We start from the raw sequence: 16,240 nt of genomic DNA, 5'->3' as shown, positions 1-16,240 counted from the left end.
ATTGTTCCTTCCTTTCTCATTAATAATCGTCTTTGCGATAACCAAAGTCTTGTAAATGAACTTTTTTATCACGCCAATCTTTTTGCACTTTTACCCAAAGTTCTAAGTAAACTTTATCATCAAGTAAATGTTCAATATCTTGTCTGGCTTTGGTTCCGATTTGTTTAAGCATCTTGCCGCCCTTGCCGATAATGATCCCTTTTTGACTATCACGTTCAACGATGATCGTTGCTTGAATGCGTACTTTATCATTTTCATCACGTTTCATTGAATCAACAACAACCGCAACTGAGTGAGGAATTTCATCTCTTGTAAGCAGTAGTACTTTCTCGCGAACTAGTTCCGAAACAATAAAATACTCAGGGTGATCTGTCACTTGATCATCTGGAAAATACTGTGGCCCTTCCGGCATTTGATCTACTAAAACATCCATCAAACGATCCACATTATTCCCTTCAGTAGCTGAAATCGGCACAACTTCTGCAAATTCCATTTGGCTAGCATAATCTTCTATGATTCCCAAAAGCTGATCTGGATGAACTGTATCGATTTTATTGATCACGAGATAAACAGGGCTAGTCATTGTTTTAAGACGTTCAATGATGAAATCATCACCTTTACCTCTTTTTTGATCTGCACTGATCATGAATAGCGTTGCATCTACTTCACGTAATGCACTATAAGCTGTTTCAACCATAAAATCACCTAAGCGATGTTTTGGCTTGTGTATACCAGGTGTATCAATAAAAACGATTTGAGCTTCTGGAACTGTATAAATACCTTGTATCTTATTTCTAGTTGTTTGAGCCTTATCACTCATAATCGCAATTTTTTGTCCGACAATTCGGTTCAATAAAGTAGATTTACCAACATTTGGTCTTCCTACTATCGCTACAAATCCAGATTTATGTTCTGTTGTCATTGTTTCTCTCCTCTATAAAAAACCTTGTAGTATCTGCCAAATTTTTGGGACAAACAGCAGAGCTCCAACAACCACAGCAAATCCTGTCGTTAAAAGAACTGCGCCTGCAGCCATATCTTTGATTTTTTTGCCAATTGGATGAAAATGGAAATCCGTTACCATATCAACTACATTTTCAAATACAGTATTGATGATCTCCGTCACTAACACAAGAAAAATTGCAAGTAACAACCACAACCATTCTGAAATCGCTAATCGAAAAATGAAACCGATAATGATTGCTACTATTCCCATTGACAAGTGTATCCGCATATTTCGCTCTTCTTTAAATACTGTTTTGATCCCTTGAAGAGCAAATTCCAATGAAGCTATAAAATGTTTATTCTTAGTTGTCCGTTTATCTTTTGAGTCCATAAGCATCTAAGATCTCTTTCTGTAAACCAAACATTTCTTTCTCATCATCAGGTTCCATATGATCATAACCATTTAAATGTAAAAAACCATGCACAGCTAAAAAACCTAATTCACGTTCAAAAGAATGACCATATTCAGCCGCTTGTTCGGACGCACGTTCAGTTGATATCATAATATCGCCAAGGTTTCTCGGAAAAGCTTCTGCTGCATTTTCAAAAATAATCGGCAACTCATCTTCTCCTTCTTCTTCCAAAGCAAAACTGATAACGTCTGTAGGTACATCTTTCCCACGATAATCTCTATTTATCACCTGAATACCTGCGTCATTCATAAATGATACGGACATTTCAGTATCTTCAGATATTTTCAGAAAATCAGCTGCAAACTGCAGCAGATTTTCTACTTCTTCCAAATTTTCTTTTGATAAATTAGTTGTTTCATCAATGAATGAAATATCCATTAGTCATCTCTCTTTTCTTGTTCAACTTTCATTTCTTCTGCTTCGGATTTCATTTTTGGATATTTGATTCTAGAATGAAATGTACTACATAAGCCGTTAACTAGAGACTTCTCTACGATCCGAATTTCTTTCATCGTTAAACCGCAATCATCTAGTTGTCCATCTGAAATCCGATCTTGAATAACATTATGAACAAAGGCTTGGATTTTTTCATTCGTTGGGTGATCCATCGCACGAACTGCAGCTTCACAGGTATCAGCAATACTAACAATACCCGCTTCTCTAGTTTGAGGTTTAGGACCAGGATATCTAAAATCCGCTTCAGCGATCTTAGGATTGCGTTCTTTCGCTTTCACATAGAAAAATTTCATTAAAGTCGTTCCGTGATGTTGCCGACAAATGTCGATCACCATTTCAGGCATATGATCATCTTCCAAAATTTTAGCTCCGTCGATAACATGGCCAAAAATAATTTGTTTACTATCTTCCGGCAATAAGAAATTGTGCGGGTTTTCAGCTCCAGCCGGTAAGTTTTCAACAAAGAAATTTGCATGTTTTATTTTTCCAATATCATGATAATAACAAGCAACTCGTGTTAATAAGGAACGACCACCGATCTCAGCTACTGCATTTGCGCTTAAACTTGCCACCATCATACTGTGGTGATAAGTTCCAGGTGCTTCTTCAAGTAATTGCTTCAGAAGAGGATGATTTGGATTACTCAATTCATTTAAAACAATCACACTATCATCTGTCACAAGCAATTCAATATACGGGTGTAGCCCCATTGTTGCAAGAAAAGACAAGACCGTTCCAGCTAAAGCACAGATCATCATCGTCCAAGATTTCCCATCAACAAAGCTCATTCCTTGATAGATCATTAAAATAAAGTCTAAACAAACAGGAAAAATAATCACCCAAAATACTGCAACTAATCCTTGCTCAGCGATCCGTGTCCGTTTAACTACTGTTGCCAATAACCCGGAAAACATATATCCTACTAAAATAATCGTCAACGAGTTAGTTCCTATAGAATTATAAAACACGAATAGTGAAAAAATAACTTGGAATACAGCTGCTAATACTCCAGCTCTTCGGCTTACAAAATAATTTAACACAAGGGGAGTAAATGCTGCTGGGAAAAACAATGAAATATACATCATTTGTTCCGTTTGGAATATTTGGAAAAACTTCATTAATAAGACACTTAAAGACATTGCTCCAACATAAAATAAAATGAAATGCCTACGTTTGCCTTCTTCTGTCACTTGTTTAGTAAAGAATAAAAGAACTAAGATTTGCAACACAATTGCTAATGCTAATGCCGCCATTGGAAATATTGACGTGCTTTGATTTGTCATACCTAACAATTCAAGTTTTTCCATTGCTTTACTATCGATCTGGGTTCCTTCACGAACAATAATTTCACCTTGATAAATCATCGCAGGGGGAACGGCATCCATCGCATTTTGACGCATCTCTTTTGTCTTTTTGTCATTAGCAAAATCATTCGCCACGATACCTTGATTTACAATATAACGGATTTCTTGCTGCATGGTGCTAGTCACATCAAGAAACTGTATTGACTCAATCGCATTTTGACGAATGTTATCCAGATCAGCCTCACGAACATGATCTTTCATCTTTTCGTCTACAATTCTTAAACTTTCAGTTTTTACTTGCTGAAGCTGATTTTCATCCAATGAAAAAATATTTTCATAAAATACATTAGGAAATTTTTGGTAAAAAGCTACCTCATCTTGATCCAGCGATTCAAATTGAGCTTTCAAATTAGCAATTCTTTCTTCTATTGTTGGTTTTGGAATTGTTTCATCCTTTTTTGCTTTCGCCTTTTTCTCTTCATAATCTTTATCTGTCTTCTCATTTGCATTCATAATCAATTTAAACAGCTTTTCGATTCGTTTATGCTGAATATCCGCTGTTTCTTCTTGATAAATGTACTCTGGTGTGATAGCTTCAGCAGCCAGCTTTTTCTTTTGAGCTGTTTCATACGTATTCTCAACATTTTTGTTCGCGCGAATTGTATTTTCAGCAAGTTGCCCTTCTTTTATTTCTACTTTTTTTTGGTGTACACTCCCAAACATAATAATAAATAGAAAACATGAAAAAATGAGTAAAAGTATAGGAATATAGGCTTTTCCTAATTTATCGCGTAATTTTAGTAACGAGTATTTCAACGGAATTTCCACTCCTTTCCGCAGGTTTCAAACTATTTTGTACTTTCTTTTTCATACGCTCGAATAATCTGAGCAACAACAGGATGCCTCACAACGTCTCCTGCATCAAAATGAACAAATGCGATTTTATCGATCGACTGTAATGTTCTTTCAGCATGAATCAAGCCACTAGTCACACCTTTAGGTAAGTCGATCTGACTTGTATCACCATTGACGATCATTCTAGAGTTAAAACCGAGTCTCGTCAAAAACATCTTCATTTGAGCAACGGTCGTATTTTGCGCTTCATCTAGAATGACAAACGCATCATCCAAGGTTCTTCCTCTCATATATGCTAATGGTGCGATCTCGATTACACCGCGTTCCATTAAACGGTTCGTATGATCCATGCCGAAAATTTGATACAATGCATCGTAAACAGGGCGGAGATATGGATCAACTTTTTCTTTTAAATCACCAGGTAAAAAGCCCAGACTCTCTCCCGCTTCAACAGCTGGGCGAGTCAAAATAATTTTTTGGACTTCCCCTTTTTTTAACGCTAACACTGCCATGACCACGGCTAAAAAAGTTTTTCCGGTTCCTGCTGGGCCAATTCCAAAAATAATATCACGTTTTCGTACAGCATCGATATATTTTTTTTGTCCAACATTTTTAATCCGAATCGCTCTACCATGGTGATCTTTTAGGATCTCTTCTTCATACATCGTCACAAAAACATCCAACTCGCCGTTTCTTGCCATTTTCAAAGCAGAAACAACATCTGGTGTACTGATTTTAATGCCGCGCTTAATCAGCACTTGTAAAGTGCGCAGAATAGAAGCAATCAAATGAACCTCAGCATCTTCACCGAGTAGTTGGATCATCTCACCGCGCGTGTTGATCGTTACTGTAGTATTTTCTTCTAAATATTTTATATGTTTATCATGGGTTCCTAAAAGCATACTCACATCATCAGAATCATTTAATTTCAATTCCAAAGATATTGACTGATTTTCTGTCAAAAAATGCCCATCTCCTTTATTTTTCATTCTTTACAATCATACCATATTATTTATTTATTAAAAAGAGAGTGAGCTAAAACTAGATACTTGTTTTTTTCTCCTTAGAATCTTAAAGTACATATTTTGTTCCCAAAACTTCTTTATCAGTTTTTTTGAACAAAAAAACCAACGGAATTCCGTTGGTTTTTCATTTTAACTAATTCTCTTGTAGTAATTCTTTTACAATTGCATTGACCTGATTGCCATTTGCTTTACCTTTTACTTCTGGCATCACAGCACTCATAACTTTACCAAATTCTTTTGGCGAAGACGCTCCGGTCTGATCAATTGCCGTCTGAACAATCTGGCGAATCTCTTCTTCAGAAAGTTGTTTTGGCATGTATTTTTCAACAATTGTGATTTCGACTTTTACTTTATCAGCAAGGTCGTCACGTCCCGCTTTTTCAAACTCTGATAAAGAGTCCCTTCGTTGTTTCATCTCACGAGACAAAACTGTTAACTCTTCTTCTCCGTTCAAATCACGGCCAGTTTTAATCTGCTCATTTTGAATGGCTGCTTTCAACATGCGAAGTACAGACAGAGTATCTTTGTCTTTTGACTTCATCGCTGTTTTGATATCGTCATTCAATGTTGTTAGTAATGACATACAACCAACCCCAATTCATCGAAAACTAGAATTTTTTACGTTTTCTAGCTGCTTCAGATTTTTTCTTACGCTTTACACTTGGTTTTTCGTAGAATTCACGTTTACGAGATTCTTGTAAAGTACCCGCTTTTGAAACGGAACGTTTGAAGCGACGAAGAGCATCGTCAAGAGATTCGTTTTTACGAACGACAGTTTTTGACATGTTAATTCCCTCCCTCCGAGCTTAAAAAGTAACCGTTTTTTCTATTTACGCATTAATTTAACATAAATAAAATACCGTTCTTTTTACATTATATCGAATGGTTATTTTAACGTCAACCTTTGTATTAAAAAAATGTATAAAAAACACCAAAATGAGTAAATTTTCACACCCATATGTAATATTCATAGTTTTTTCTGAAAAAAATGATCATTTGCAGTCTTCACAGCGTCCAAAAATCTCAAAACGGTGTCCTTCAATATCACATCCGCTTAATTGTTCTTCAAAAAAGTCCATCGGGCACATGTGAATTTCTTTTGTTTTTCCACAAACCGTACAAATAAAATGATGGTGATGTCCTACTTCCTGACAACAATGAAAACGAAATTTCTTTTCTCCATTCAACTCCGTTGTCTCCAACAATTCAAATCTTTCAAAATCGTGTAGATTTCGGTAAATAGTATCATAACTTACACCTTTATATTCTTGATTCATAAACTCATAGACTTCTCTTGCAGAAATATAACGATTCCTTCTAATTAAATAGGTGATCATCGCTTCTCTTTTTTTTGTATATTTCAAGCCATACTTTTTCATCACTGCTAATGACTGTTCTACTTTGGAATTTGACTGCACCATTTGATAACCTCCAGCTTTCAAATCAGAATCATTACGAATAAGATTCATGAAGGTATGGTATACTAAAATTATAAAAAAAGCAAGAGAGGTTATCCTACTATGACAATTGATGAACAAAAAAAATGTGTAACAATCTTCGTTATTTCTGATTCGGCTGGCGAAACAGCTTCAAAATTAGCTGCAGCTTCTATGGCTCAATACCCTACTATCGATTTCTCATTATTTAGACGAACATTTGCAAAAGAAGAAGATAAACTTAGAAAAGCACTTGAAGATGCAAAACGTGAAAATGCTATGGTTTTACATACAATCGTTAATGATCGTTTAGTGAAGATTGCCAATGATTTTTTTAAAAAGCATAATTTATATCATTTTGATATATTAACACCACCTGTAGCTGAAATCGAGCGGCTAACTGGTATTGCTCCTACTAGAGAAGCAGGTGCTCTACATCATTTAAATGAAAACTACTTTAAACGGATCGAAGCTATGGAATTTGCCGTAAAATATGATGATGGGAAAGATACTAGAGGTTTCTTGGAAGCAGATGTACTTTTGTTAGGCGTTTCAAGGACATCAAAGACGCCGCTTAGTCTATTTTTAGCAAACAAAAATTTGAAAGTTGCCAACTTACCTCTGATCCCAGAAGCTCATTTGCCAAAACAACTATGGGAAACAAATCCTAAAAAAATTGTTGGTTTAACAAATGATCCTGATATCTTAAATGGTATTCGCAAAGAGAGAATGAGAACTTATGGACTACCAGCGGATACTTCTTACTCAGATATTGAAAAAATCAGAAAAGAACTTGCTTTTGCAAATGATTTATATGAAAAACTTGGTTGCGTTGTGATCAATGTCGCATCATTGTCTATTGAAGAGACTGCTTCAATGATTTTAAATGCTTTGAATTTGGAAGATCATAGTTACTATGCAACAGAATCGCCTGAAGGCTAATAGACAAATAAAAAAACTAAGAGTGTTCGGTATGAGAAAAAAACGACCTGGCTACTCTTAGTTTTTCTGTTTTAAAACACTTGAATTCCTTCTTGATCTATTGATAACACATTGATAGTAGCAGATTGAGGTAATTTCTCCAATTTTCGAACCATTTGTTCCGTTTTTTCTTCTGGGGACAAAACTAAAACAGTTGGTCCAGCACCACTTAAAAATGCTCCATAGACTCCAATTTCGTGGCTGAGAGCTCGAATTTTATCTAAATGTGGCACTAATTTTCTCCGATATGCTTCATGCCAACGATCTTTTTCCATCATTTGACCAGCTAAAGGTAAATTTCCATTTAAAATTGCAGCGATCATAACATTTGCGATTGAGCTCGCTTGGACAGCTTCTTTATAAGGAATAGAAGTAGGAAGTACACTACGACTTTCAGCCGTTAATAGATGAACATCTGGAATATAAGCAATCACATCACACATTGGAAAATGGTGTTTCGCAGAATACACTTCGCCATCAACATAACTTGCAACTACAAAATCTCCACATATGGCTGGAGCAACGTTGTCTGGATGCCCTTCAATTTCAGTAGCTATTTGTAATTTCTCTTTTTGCGACAAGTTCAAGTTGCCTAGGCGGTTGGCTAATTCAATTCCTCCAACAATGACACTGGAGCTACTCCCTAAACCTCTAGCTAAAGGAATATCTGAAGTCATTTTCAGCACTTTAGGCGGAAGACCAGGTACTAATTTTAGTGCAGTTTGAATCAATAAATTCGTCGCATCAGATGGGATGTCACTTCCTAAGGAATGTAATACTCTCCATTCTTTAGCGTTTTCCAACACTTCGATATTCAGATAATGTGACAAAGCAATGCCACATGAGTCAAAACCCGGACCTAAATTTGCGCTGGTTGCGGGAATTCTTATTTTCATAGTTCTGATACTCCATTACGTAAGTGCATTCGCATTTCTTCTAAATCGCTCATTTTTGAGATTTTGACATCTGTTGCAGTGATTGCGGTATCAGGGTCTTTCAATCCATTTCCAGTGAAAACAGCTACTACCGTCTCACCTGATTTGATTTTTCCATTTTTCACGTGTTGGATTACACCTGCTAAAGAGGCTGCAGAGCCAGGTTCAATGAATACACCATCTTGTGCAGCTACTTTACGGTAGGCGTTTAAAATTTCTTCATCTGTCACAGAATCAATATAACCTTTTGACTCATCACGAGCAGCTTCTGCTAATTTCCAACTAGCTGGATTTCCGATACGGATCGCTGTTGCAATTGTTTCAGGTTCTTCAATTACTTCTCCTTTCACGATAGCTGCGGCTCCTTCTGCCTCAAAACCATGCATTCTCGGCAAAAGTGTTTCTTTTTTGTCATGCCATTCTTTAAAACCTTTCCAATAAGCAGAAATATTTCCTGCATTTCCAACTGGGATTGCTAAAACATCTGGTGCTTGTCCAAGTTGTTCACACACTTCAAAAGCAGCCGTTTTTTGACCTTCTAAACGATAAGGATTTACAGAATTTACAAGAGCTACTGCTTCTGTTTCTGCAATCTTACGCACAGCTTTCAACGCCTCATCAAAATTTCCAGGAATCGAAATGATGTCAGCACCATAAATAATTGCTTGAGCTAGTTTCCCCATTGCAATTTTGCCATCCGGAATAACGACATAAGCTTTAACACCTGCTCTTGTTGCATAAGCAGCTGCCGCAGCACTCGTATTTCCAGTCGAAGCACAAACAATAGCTTTTGCGCCTTCTTCAACTGCCTTAGCCACAGCCATAACCATTCCACGGTCTTTAAACGACCCTGTCGGATTTAGACCTTCATATTTTCCATATAAATTGATTCCTAATTCTTTTGATAAACTATGCAATGGAATCAATGGCGTATTTCCTTCTGTTAATGAAATCATTGGTGTTTTATCCGTGATTGGTAAATATTCCTTATATTGTTTTAATAATCCTTCGTACATTGATTAATCCTCCAATACTTTAAATGTATTTAATAACTCGAATCCCTCTGTTGATTCGATTTCTTTCGCAACTTGTTTCATTTGCTCTTTTGTAATTGTATGTGTGATTGCAACAATTCTGGCTCTGGTTCCATCAGATTTTTGTTGAACTAATTGATCAAAACTAACATCGGCTTCAGTCATAATCTGAGTTAATCTCAAAATTTGCCCCTGTTGATCGGGCACTTCAATTGAGAAATAGTACTTTCCAGAAATTGTTTCATCAGCAGCTAATCTTGTATCATGCTGATAGGAATTAAACATGTGACCTGTTGTTCCTAAACGAATGTTTTTGGCAATTGTGATAAGATCACTGACTACACTTGTTGCAGTTGGTTTTGCACCTGCACCTGGTCCGTAATACATCGATTCACCCACACCTGAGCTTTCAATAAAAACAGCATTAAACTCATTACGAACAGAAGCAATAGGATGAGATTTAGCCACAAGCATCGGTCCGACTTCAACAGCAATACTGCCACCTTGATTATTCTCAGAAGAACCGATCAACTTCACTTCATAGCCCAGCTGAGCAGCCATTTCAACATCGTCTAAAGATAAGCCGCGAATGCCTCGTGTATCTACTTGATCCAATCGAATATTCATTCCGAATGCAAACTGGCTTAAAATCACCATTTTATAAGCTGCATCGATGCCATCTACATCATTCGTCGGATCAGATTCAGCAAAACCTAATTCTTGCGCTTCTTTTAGCGCTTGATCGTATGATTTTTTCTCAGAAACCATTTGCGTCAACATATAATTTGTTGTTCCATTAACAATTCCTAACACTTTTTGGATATTATCAGCAGCTAAACTATTGGCAATCGTTCGTAAAATAGGAACACCACCGGCAACACTTGCTTCATAATATAAATCACAATGATTCTTTTGAGCTAAAGCTACCAGTTCACTTCCATGTTGTGCCAAAAGATCTTTGTTTGCTGTTACGATATGTTTACCATTTTCTAGCGCTTTGGTAATGAAGGTTTTTGCAGGCTCTACTTTTCCTATTAATTCCACAATTATTTTGATGTCATCATCATTGATAATATCCTCAATCGCTGTTGTAAGTTGGATATCAAATTTCTCAGCCAAACGTCTTTTCTCTTCTTCATCACGAACTAGTGCTTTGGAAATAGTGATCTCCATCCCTGTCACTTGTGAAATTTTTTCTTGATGCTCTTGTAAAATTGTCGGTACACCAGATCCGACTGTCCCTAGACCAAGTAAACCAATTTTCAGTTTTTCCTTCATTCTTCTTCCTCCAACTATAAAATTAGAAACATTTCATTTTCTTCTAATAAAGCATGTTTCTAGTATACCCAACTGACATAAAAAAAACTACCCTTTTCTTTGAATTTCCAATGGGAATCCTAGGAAAGGCGAGTTATTGGTGTTTGATATGTTCAAATGTTTGATTGAGAATATCGATGACATGATGGTCATCCAATCTATAATAAATTGTTTTACCTTCACGTCTTGATCTTACCACATGATTATCTCGTAATAATTTCAACTGATGGGAAACTGCCGACTGCTCCATAGTAAGTTGTTCTCCTAAAGCTGTGACATTTAGCTCTCCTTTTTTTAATAAAAGTAAAATGCGTAATCTTGTTGGATCACTCAACACTTTGTACAACTGGCTTACTTTTTGAATCTCATCTATTTCTTTCATCGCTGAGCTTCCTTTCCTGTTTTTCTATTGCCCATTATAGCAAACTTTTTTCGAAAGAGAATAGATTTTTCCTCTCACAAATAAAAAAAGACAATCAGAGAAAGAATCCCCCACTTGTCTTTCGTAATTATTTTTTTAGCTATTTGCCTTTTTGACTGCATCAATCACAGCATACCTAAATCCGTTTTTTTCTAAAGCTGTCACTCCTTTAATCGTGCTTCCGCCTGGAGATGTCACACCATCTTTTAACTCTCCAGGATGTTTTTTAGTATCGAGCGCAAGTTTAGCAGACCCCAACATCATTTGTGCAATGATTTCATAAGAAAGAGCACGAGGCATACCTTCTAACACAGCGCCATCTGCCAAAGCTTCCATAAATATATCAACAAATGCCGGACTACATCCAGCCACCGTACCAAATGTACCTAAAATATTCTCACTAACTTCTTCAACTTTGCCTAAAGATCCTAACACACGAGTTGCTTCAGCTTTTAACTCTGTAGGCATCTCATCTGTAAAAACTGCACCGATCATTCCAGCATTGACACTGACTGGCGTGTTGGGAATTGCATGAACAACATAGATTTCTTTGCCTAAAATGGCTTGCGCTTCTTCTACTGTATGTCCCGTTGCAACCGAAATAAGAATTGTATTTTTTGATATAAAAGGCGCTGCCTGTTTTAAAATTTCTAAAACGATCTTCGCACCTGTAGCAATAAAGATTACTTGACATTCTTTCAAAGCATCATAATCTTTGATCAACTTAAAGCCAAGTTTTTCTTGCAATGCTTCAGCGGTACCACTTGAGCCACCTTTTACAAACAAATTTTCTGGTACTACCGTTTTAGCTTTTAGCAAGCCCTCAATCATCGCACTGCCCATGTGCCCAGCGCCGATAAATCCAATGTTCATATCTACCACTCCTTATAATAATACCAATGAAGGGACTGAAACAAAACTTTTTTCCAGTTTTTTTCAGTCCCAATCATTTTATTTTGTTAATAGATTAACTGCTTGCTCAAAGTTCTTAATTTTTTGATCAGCTTCTGATTGAGAAACAGCTTTTGTTGCCAAATAAAATTTGATCTTGGGCTCAGTTCCAGATGGACGAATGGCAATCCAGCTACCATCTTCCAAGAAATATTTTAACACATCTGACGGCGGGGTCGTTAATGCTTCGGCTTTTCCATCAGCAAATGTTCTTGTCAATTCTTTGAAATCTTCTGTTTGCGTTACATTGATCTCAGCAAATGAAGTAGGCGCATCTTCACGGAATTTTTTCATTAGAGCTTTGATCTTTTCGCTACCTTCAATCCCACTCAATGTTACCGAAATTGTTTTTTCTTCAAAATAACCATATTCTTTAAAAATATCTTGTAAGCCATCATAAAGTGTTTTTCCTTGTTTTTTGTAGAAAGCCGCAACTTCCGCCAATAAGACAAGTGCTTGGATCGCATCCTTATCACGAACGAAGGATTTCACTAAATAACCGTAACTCTCTTCAAAGCCAAACATAAAGGTTTGAGAATGATCTTCTTCATATTGCTCGATTTTTTCTGCAATAAACTTAAAGCCTGTTAAGACATCTACCATTTTTGTATTGTATTTCGTTGTAATTGCAGTCGCTAATTCACTGGACACGATTGATTTCAAAACAACGGCATTTTCTGGTAAAGTCCCAGCTTGTTTGTGCGCTTCTAAAATATATTGAATCATGATCGAGCCTAATTGGTTACCCGTTAAAACCTGATAATTTCCATTTGGCAAGCGAACTGCTGCACCTAGGCGATCAGCGTCCGGATCTGTTGCGATCAGTAGATCAGCATCTTCTTTTTCACCTAGACGAATAGCATATTCAAACGCAGAATGTTCTTCTGGATTTGGTGATTTTACTGTTGTAAAATCAGGGTCAGCTATCGCCTGTTCAGGAACAAGTACAAATTTTTCGAATCCAGCTTGTTTCAAGGCTTTTTCACCGAGCATTTTCCCTGTACCATGTAATGGTGTATAAACTAATTTTAATTCTTTCCCCATGTTATTGATCAATTCTTGGTTGATTGTAACAGTTTTCACTTCTTTTAAATATGCAACATCGACTTCTTCGCCAATGATTGTGATTAAATCACTTTCTTTTGCTTGATCATCGGTTAGAACTTCTACTCTCAAAGGATTCTCAACTTCACGAACATATCTAGTTAAAGCATCTGCATCAGCAGGTGGCATTTGCCCACCATCTGCTCCATAAACCTTATATCCATTGTATGCAGCAGGATTGTGAGATGCGGTAATCATAATTCCAGAAAAAGCGTTCAAATAACGAACCGCAAAAGATAACTCAGGTGTTGGTCTTAAACTTTCAAAAACAAAAGCAGGAATATCATGTTGCGCTAACGTTTTGGCTGCTTCCATCGCGAATTCTGGTGACATGTGGCGAGAATCATAGGCTATTGCGACTCCACGTCGTTTTATCTCCGCACCTTCAGCATCCATAAAGCGTGCCAATCCTTCTGTTGCTTGACGGATCGTAAAAATATTCATCCGATTGATGCCAGCACCTAAAATACCGCGCATTCCCGCCGTTCCAAACTCTAATGGTGCATAAAAAGCATCCTCACATTTTTCAGGATCTTTTTTTAAATCATTTAGTTCTTTTTTTAAATTTTCTGGTATATTTTCTTCATTTATCCACTGTTCATAGACTTGTTTCCAAGACATGTTAGCACCTCTTTTATCATTTGTTTTCTTACCCACTAGTAAGTATATCATTCTGTAGCTTGAGAAGAAAGTGAAGCCCTATAAAAATAGTATCCTCTTCGAATCAATTCAATAATTACTTTAATAATCTTTGAAATTGTAATAATTGATCGGTAATCATCGTTGGCTTCGCTGCAAAAAAATCTGAGAATTTATGGCTCCACTGTTTCGTTTCCCTTGCTTCACCAAACACTTCCATTGTTTGATTGTATTGTTCAATTAAATTATATGTATATGGTTGGTATCGGTCATAATGAACAACAGAGGACTCTGGCAAACGTGGCTTAACGTTCATTTCAACAATTGGTTTTCCAATACTCAAGCCAAACAACGGAAATGTATGATTTGGCAACCCTAACAATTGACTGATCTCTTTCCCATGTTTACGGATACTTCCAACAACTACAGATCCTAATCCTAAGCTTTCAACAGCAATCACTGCATTTTCAAGCGCTAAAGACGCATCTGTGGTCGCTAAAATAATTGATTCAATACTTTCATCGATAGGGTATGAACTTTCATGTGCAGCACTAACCATTTTCGTACGGTGAAGATCTCCAATAAATAGTAAAAAAACAGAACTTTTCAACATATGGGGATTTCCTGGGTTCCACTCAACAAATTGTTCCCGAAGCTTCTTATCTTGAACAACTATAATAGTGTAAAACTGTCCATTCATCCAACTCGGCGCTTGTCGAGCCGCATCTAATATCGCCTGTAGTTCCCCTTTCAATAGGACATGATTCTCATCAAAATCACGATAACTACGTCGATTTTTCAATATCTCAATCGTTTTGTTCATCTTGATTCCCTCCATTTATCCTTATTTTATCATAGTCGCTAGGAATCGAAAGTAATTTTTTTGTAACCGCTAATAATTTTCTTTGAAAAACAAGTATTTTTTCCTCATCTAATCTGGTGAAATTTATCCGAACGCTGTCTTGGTTTTCACTAAAAAAGAAACTTGGTGCTACCAATAATCCTTCTTGGATAAATACTGCCCAATCTTTTGATCGGATTTTTCCTTGCTTCCACCTTGCCCATATGTAAAATCCTCCTTTCGGCATGCTAACTTCCCATTCTTCCATTTTATCAACCACTTCAAAAACTGCTTTCCCTCTTTGCTCTACAATTTGTTTTAGAGTAGAAATTTTGTCTGTAAATCCTTTATCTGTTAAGGCTAAATTGGCCAATAATTGTGGAAAAATACTTAAAGAAAAATCCATCATCTTTCTAGCTTCTGCTAATTGCTGATTCACTGAAGTTGGAGCACTTAGCCAGCCGATTTTCGTTGTAGAACCGAGAATTTTTGAAAGAGAACCGATATATAGAACATTTTCTGGATCTAGTTTTTTCAGCGGTTGAATCTGATCAGAAGAAACAAAATTTAGTTTGGCGAAAACATCATCTTCTAATATTGGAATTTGATAATTTTGACATAGTTTAACTAACGATTTTCTGCGTTTCATCGACATCGTCTTCCCTGTCGGATTTTGAAACGAAGGATTGACCATGATCATTTTGACTCGATGCTGACGAATCGCTTTTTCAAGAGACTCTAAATTGATTCCCTCTTGATCCATTTTGACACCATAAAGTCGGATACCTGCTGCTTGAAAAATCGGTAACGCGTATAGAAAAGAAGGATCTTCAATTGCCACACTATCACCTGCTTGCAGCAACACTTGTAAAATCAAAAATAAAGCTTGCTGCGCTCCTGATGTGATTAGCAAACTTTCCGGAGGCAGTGAAAAACCATACTCTTTCTCCGTTTCTCGACAGATCGATTGCCTTAATGGTAGATAACCTAGGTCGTCTTGTTGCTCTTCTTCTAAAAAGTGTTTCCATGTTAATGGTGGAAATGAGAAGCTTGGAATTAGATCTAACGGTAACTCTCCTGTATATAAATCTAGCTCGTTACCGCCCGATTGACTGATTAACCTTTCAATTTGTTCAGCAAAAGGATCGGCTTTAGCAAAAGCATTTTGTTTTAGATAATGATGCCAATCCGTTCTTGGCGTTGGATTGATTCCCCACTTACCTTCATTGACGATCGTTCCACTTCCTTGTTTTCTAATGATCCATCCTAAAGAAACAAGCTCGTCTAACGCATGAACAACAGTAGAACGATTAACTTGAAAATAATTTGCTAATTTTCTTTCTGAAGGTAAACGTTCTCCAGGTAAAAGATCACCATTTTTTATGTAGGACAGAATTAGTTCGATGATGCTTACGTATATGGGAACGCCTTTTTCTTTTTTTAACGACCACATTATTTTGCCTCCTATTTTCCCTTAACTAGTTAGTATTTTTGTTATTTCTATTTAAATATTTTATAATTGA

General features: G+C 36.6%; 17 protein-coding genes. 1 reads left to right on the top strand and 16 read right to left on the bottom strand.

From position 1 onward, the window contains the following. Positions 1-19: 19 nt before the first annotated feature. The 8 genes from era to AC4BBR_RS07285 form a co-directional block, all read right to left on the bottom strand. Positions 20-922: a GTPase Era gene (era, locus tag AC4BBR_RS07320; protein ID WP_490461879.1), complete on the bottom strand. Its 903-nt coding sequence runs from the start codon at positions 920-922 to the stop codon at positions 20-22. 12 nt (positions 923-934) lie between these two features. Beyond that, positions 935-1,336 (bottom strand): diacylglycerol kinase family protein, encoded by a 402-nt coding sequence (locus AC4BBR_RS07315; RefSeq protein WP_490462086.1) that lies wholly within the window; start codon positions 1,334-1,336, stop codon positions 935-937. Continuing rightward, positions 1,320-1,796 (bottom strand): rRNA maturation RNase YbeY, encoded by a 477-nt coding sequence (gene ybeY, locus AC4BBR_RS07310; protein ID WP_490461878.1) that lies wholly within the window; start codon positions 1,794-1,796, stop codon positions 1,320-1,322. The genes AC4BBR_RS07315 and ybeY overlap by 17 nt, the downstream gene beginning before the upstream one ends. After that, complete coding sequence (locus AC4BBR_RS07305) at positions 1,796-3,994, bottom strand: HD family phosphohydrolase (RefSeq protein WP_490461877.1); 2,199 nt, start codon at positions 3,992-3,994, stop codon at positions 1,796-1,798. Before AC4BBR_RS07305 ends, ybeY begins: the two co-directional genes overlap by 1 nt. Positions 3,995-4,026: 32 nt before the next feature. After that, on the bottom strand, positions 4,027-4,995 hold the full coding sequence (locus AC4BBR_RS07300) for a PhoH family protein (RefSeq protein WP_490462085.1): 969 nt from the start codon (positions 4,993-4,995) through the stop codon (positions 4,027-4,029). Positions 4,996-5,191: 196 nt separating this feature from the next. Next, a complete protein-coding gene (locus tag AC4BBR_RS07295; RefSeq protein WP_490461876.1) occupies positions 5,192-5,641 on the bottom strand; it encodes a GatB/YqeY domain-containing protein in 450 nt (149 codons plus the stop codon). A gap of 25 nt (positions 5,642-5,666) precedes the next feature. Then, a complete protein-coding gene (gene rpsU, locus AC4BBR_RS07290) occupies positions 5,667-5,843 on the bottom strand; it encodes a 30S ribosomal protein S21 (RefSeq protein WP_002356740.1) in 177 nt (58 codons plus the stop codon). A 207-nt stretch (positions 5,844-6,050) separates the two neighbouring features. Further along, entirely contained in the window at positions 6,051-6,479 is a 429-nt protein-coding gene (locus tag AC4BBR_RS07285) for a Fur family transcriptional regulator (protein WP_490461875.1), read from the bottom strand. 99 nt (positions 6,480-6,578) lie between these two features. On the opposite strand from AC4BBR_RS07285, the gene AC4BBR_RS07280 reads away from it, so the two are divergent. After that, positions 6,579-7,436, top strand: a complete 858-nt coding sequence (locus tag AC4BBR_RS07280; protein ID WP_490461874.1) for a pyruvate, water dikinase regulatory protein — start codon at positions 6,579-6,581, stop codon at positions 7,434-7,436. Between the two features lie 71 nt (positions 7,437-7,507). Here the strand turns inward: AC4BBR_RS07280 and thrB are convergent, their stop codons facing one another. From thrB to AC4BBR_RS07240, 8 genes are all read right to left on the bottom strand, one after another. Next, entirely contained in the window at positions 7,508-8,371 is an 864-nt protein-coding gene (thrB, locus tag AC4BBR_RS07275; RefSeq protein ID WP_490461873.1) for a homoserine kinase, read from the bottom strand. After that, a complete protein-coding gene (gene thrC / locus AC4BBR_RS07270; RefSeq protein WP_490461872.1) occupies positions 8,368-9,426 on the bottom strand; it encodes a threonine synthase in 1,059 nt (352 codons plus the stop codon). The genes thrB and thrC overlap by 4 nt, the downstream gene beginning before the upstream one ends. Positions 9,427-9,429: 3 nt before the next feature. After that, the gene (locus AC4BBR_RS07265) at positions 9,430-10,722 is read right to left on the bottom strand and encodes a homoserine dehydrogenase (RefSeq protein WP_490461871.1); all 1,293 of its coding nucleotides are present in this window, start codon (positions 10,720-10,722) and stop codon (positions 9,430-9,432) included. Positions 10,723-10,855: 133 nt separating this feature from the next. Next, positions 10,856-11,143 (bottom strand): ArsR/SmtB family transcription factor, encoded by a 288-nt coding sequence (locus AC4BBR_RS07260; protein WP_490461870.1) that lies wholly within the window; start codon positions 11,141-11,143, stop codon positions 10,856-10,858. Between the two features lie 135 nt (positions 11,144-11,278). Continuing rightward, on the bottom strand, positions 11,279-12,055 hold the full coding sequence (gene proC, locus AC4BBR_RS07255; protein WP_490461869.1) for a pyrroline-5-carboxylate reductase: 777 nt from the start codon (positions 12,053-12,055) through the stop codon (positions 11,279-11,281). A 78-nt stretch (positions 12,056-12,133) separates the two neighbouring features. Then, complete coding sequence (locus tag AC4BBR_RS07250) at positions 12,134-13,858, bottom strand: phospho-sugar mutase (protein WP_490461868.1); 1,725 nt, start codon at positions 13,856-13,858, stop codon at positions 12,134-12,136. Between the two features lie 115 nt (positions 13,859-13,973). Beyond that, positions 13,974-14,699: a nitroreductase family protein gene (locus AC4BBR_RS07245; RefSeq protein WP_490461867.1), complete on the bottom strand. Its 726-nt coding sequence runs from the start codon at positions 14,697-14,699 to the stop codon at positions 13,974-13,976. Next, a complete protein-coding gene (locus tag AC4BBR_RS07240; protein ID WP_490461866.1) occupies positions 14,683-16,170 on the bottom strand; it encodes an aminotransferase-like domain-containing protein in 1,488 nt (495 codons plus the stop codon). Before AC4BBR_RS07240 ends, AC4BBR_RS07245 begins: the two co-directional genes overlap by 17 nt. Between the last annotated feature and the right edge of the window lie 70 nt (positions 16,171-16,240).

The organism is Enterococcus sp. AMC1251 (assembly GCF_058216535.1).
The sequence above is the reverse complement of the archived record's forward strand: the minus strand, read 5'-3'. Positions and strand labels throughout refer to the sequence as shown.

Excerpts from the sequence above, each read along its gene's own strand:
- era (WP_490461879.1), bottom strand. The coding sequence starts at position 922 with ATGACAACAGAACATAAATCTGGATTTGTAGCGATAGTAGGAAGACCA.
- AC4BBR_RS07315 (WP_490462086.1), bottom strand. The coding sequence starts at position 1,336 with ATGGACTCAAAAGATAAACGGACAACTAAGAATAAACATTTTATAGCT.
- ybeY (WP_490461878.1), bottom strand. The coding sequence starts at position 1,796 with ATGGATATTTCATTCATTGATGAAACAACTAATTTATCAAAAGAAAAT.
- AC4BBR_RS07295 (WP_490461876.1), bottom strand. The coding sequence starts at position 5,641 with ATGTCATTACTAACAACATTGAATGACGATATCAAAACAGCGATGAAG.
- rpsU (WP_002356740.1), bottom strand. The coding sequence starts at position 5,843 with ATGTCAAAAACTGTCGTTCGTAAAAACGAATCTCTTGACGATGCTCTT.
- AC4BBR_RS07285 (WP_490461875.1), bottom strand. The coding sequence starts at position 6,479 with ATGGTGCAGTCAAATTCCAAAGTAGAACAGTCATTAGCAGTGATGAAA.
- AC4BBR_RS07280 (WP_490461874.1), top strand. The coding sequence starts at position 6,579 with ATGACAATTGATGAACAAAAAAAATGTGTAACAATCTTCGTTATTTCT.
- thrB (WP_490461873.1), bottom strand. The coding sequence starts at position 8,371 with ATGAAAATAAGAATTCCCGCAACCAGCGCAAATTTAGGTCCGGGTTTT.
- thrC (WP_490461872.1), bottom strand. The coding sequence starts at position 9,426 with ATGTACGAAGGATTATTAAAACAATATAAGGAATATTTACCAATCACG.
- AC4BBR_RS07265 (WP_490461871.1), bottom strand. The coding sequence starts at position 10,722 with ATGAAGGAAAAACTGAAAATTGGTTTACTTGGTCTAGGGACAGTCGGA.
- AC4BBR_RS07260 (WP_490461870.1), bottom strand. The coding sequence starts at position 11,143 with ATGAAAGAAATAGATGAGATTCAAAAAGTAAGCCAGTTGTACAAAGTG.
- proC (WP_490461869.1), bottom strand. The coding sequence starts at position 12,055 with ATGAACATTGGATTTATCGGCGCTGGGCACATGGGCAGTGCGATGATT.
- AC4BBR_RS07250 (WP_490461868.1), bottom strand. The coding sequence starts at position 13,858 with ATGTCTTGGAAACAAGTCTATGAACAGTGGATAAATGAAGAAAATATA.
- AC4BBR_RS07245 (WP_490461867.1), bottom strand. The coding sequence starts at position 14,699 with ATGAACAAAACGATTGAGATATTGAAAAATCGACGTAGTTATCGTGAT.
- AC4BBR_RS07240 (WP_490461866.1), bottom strand. The coding sequence starts at position 16,170 with ATGTGGTCGTTAAAAAAAGAAAAAGGCGTTCCCATATACGTAAGCATC.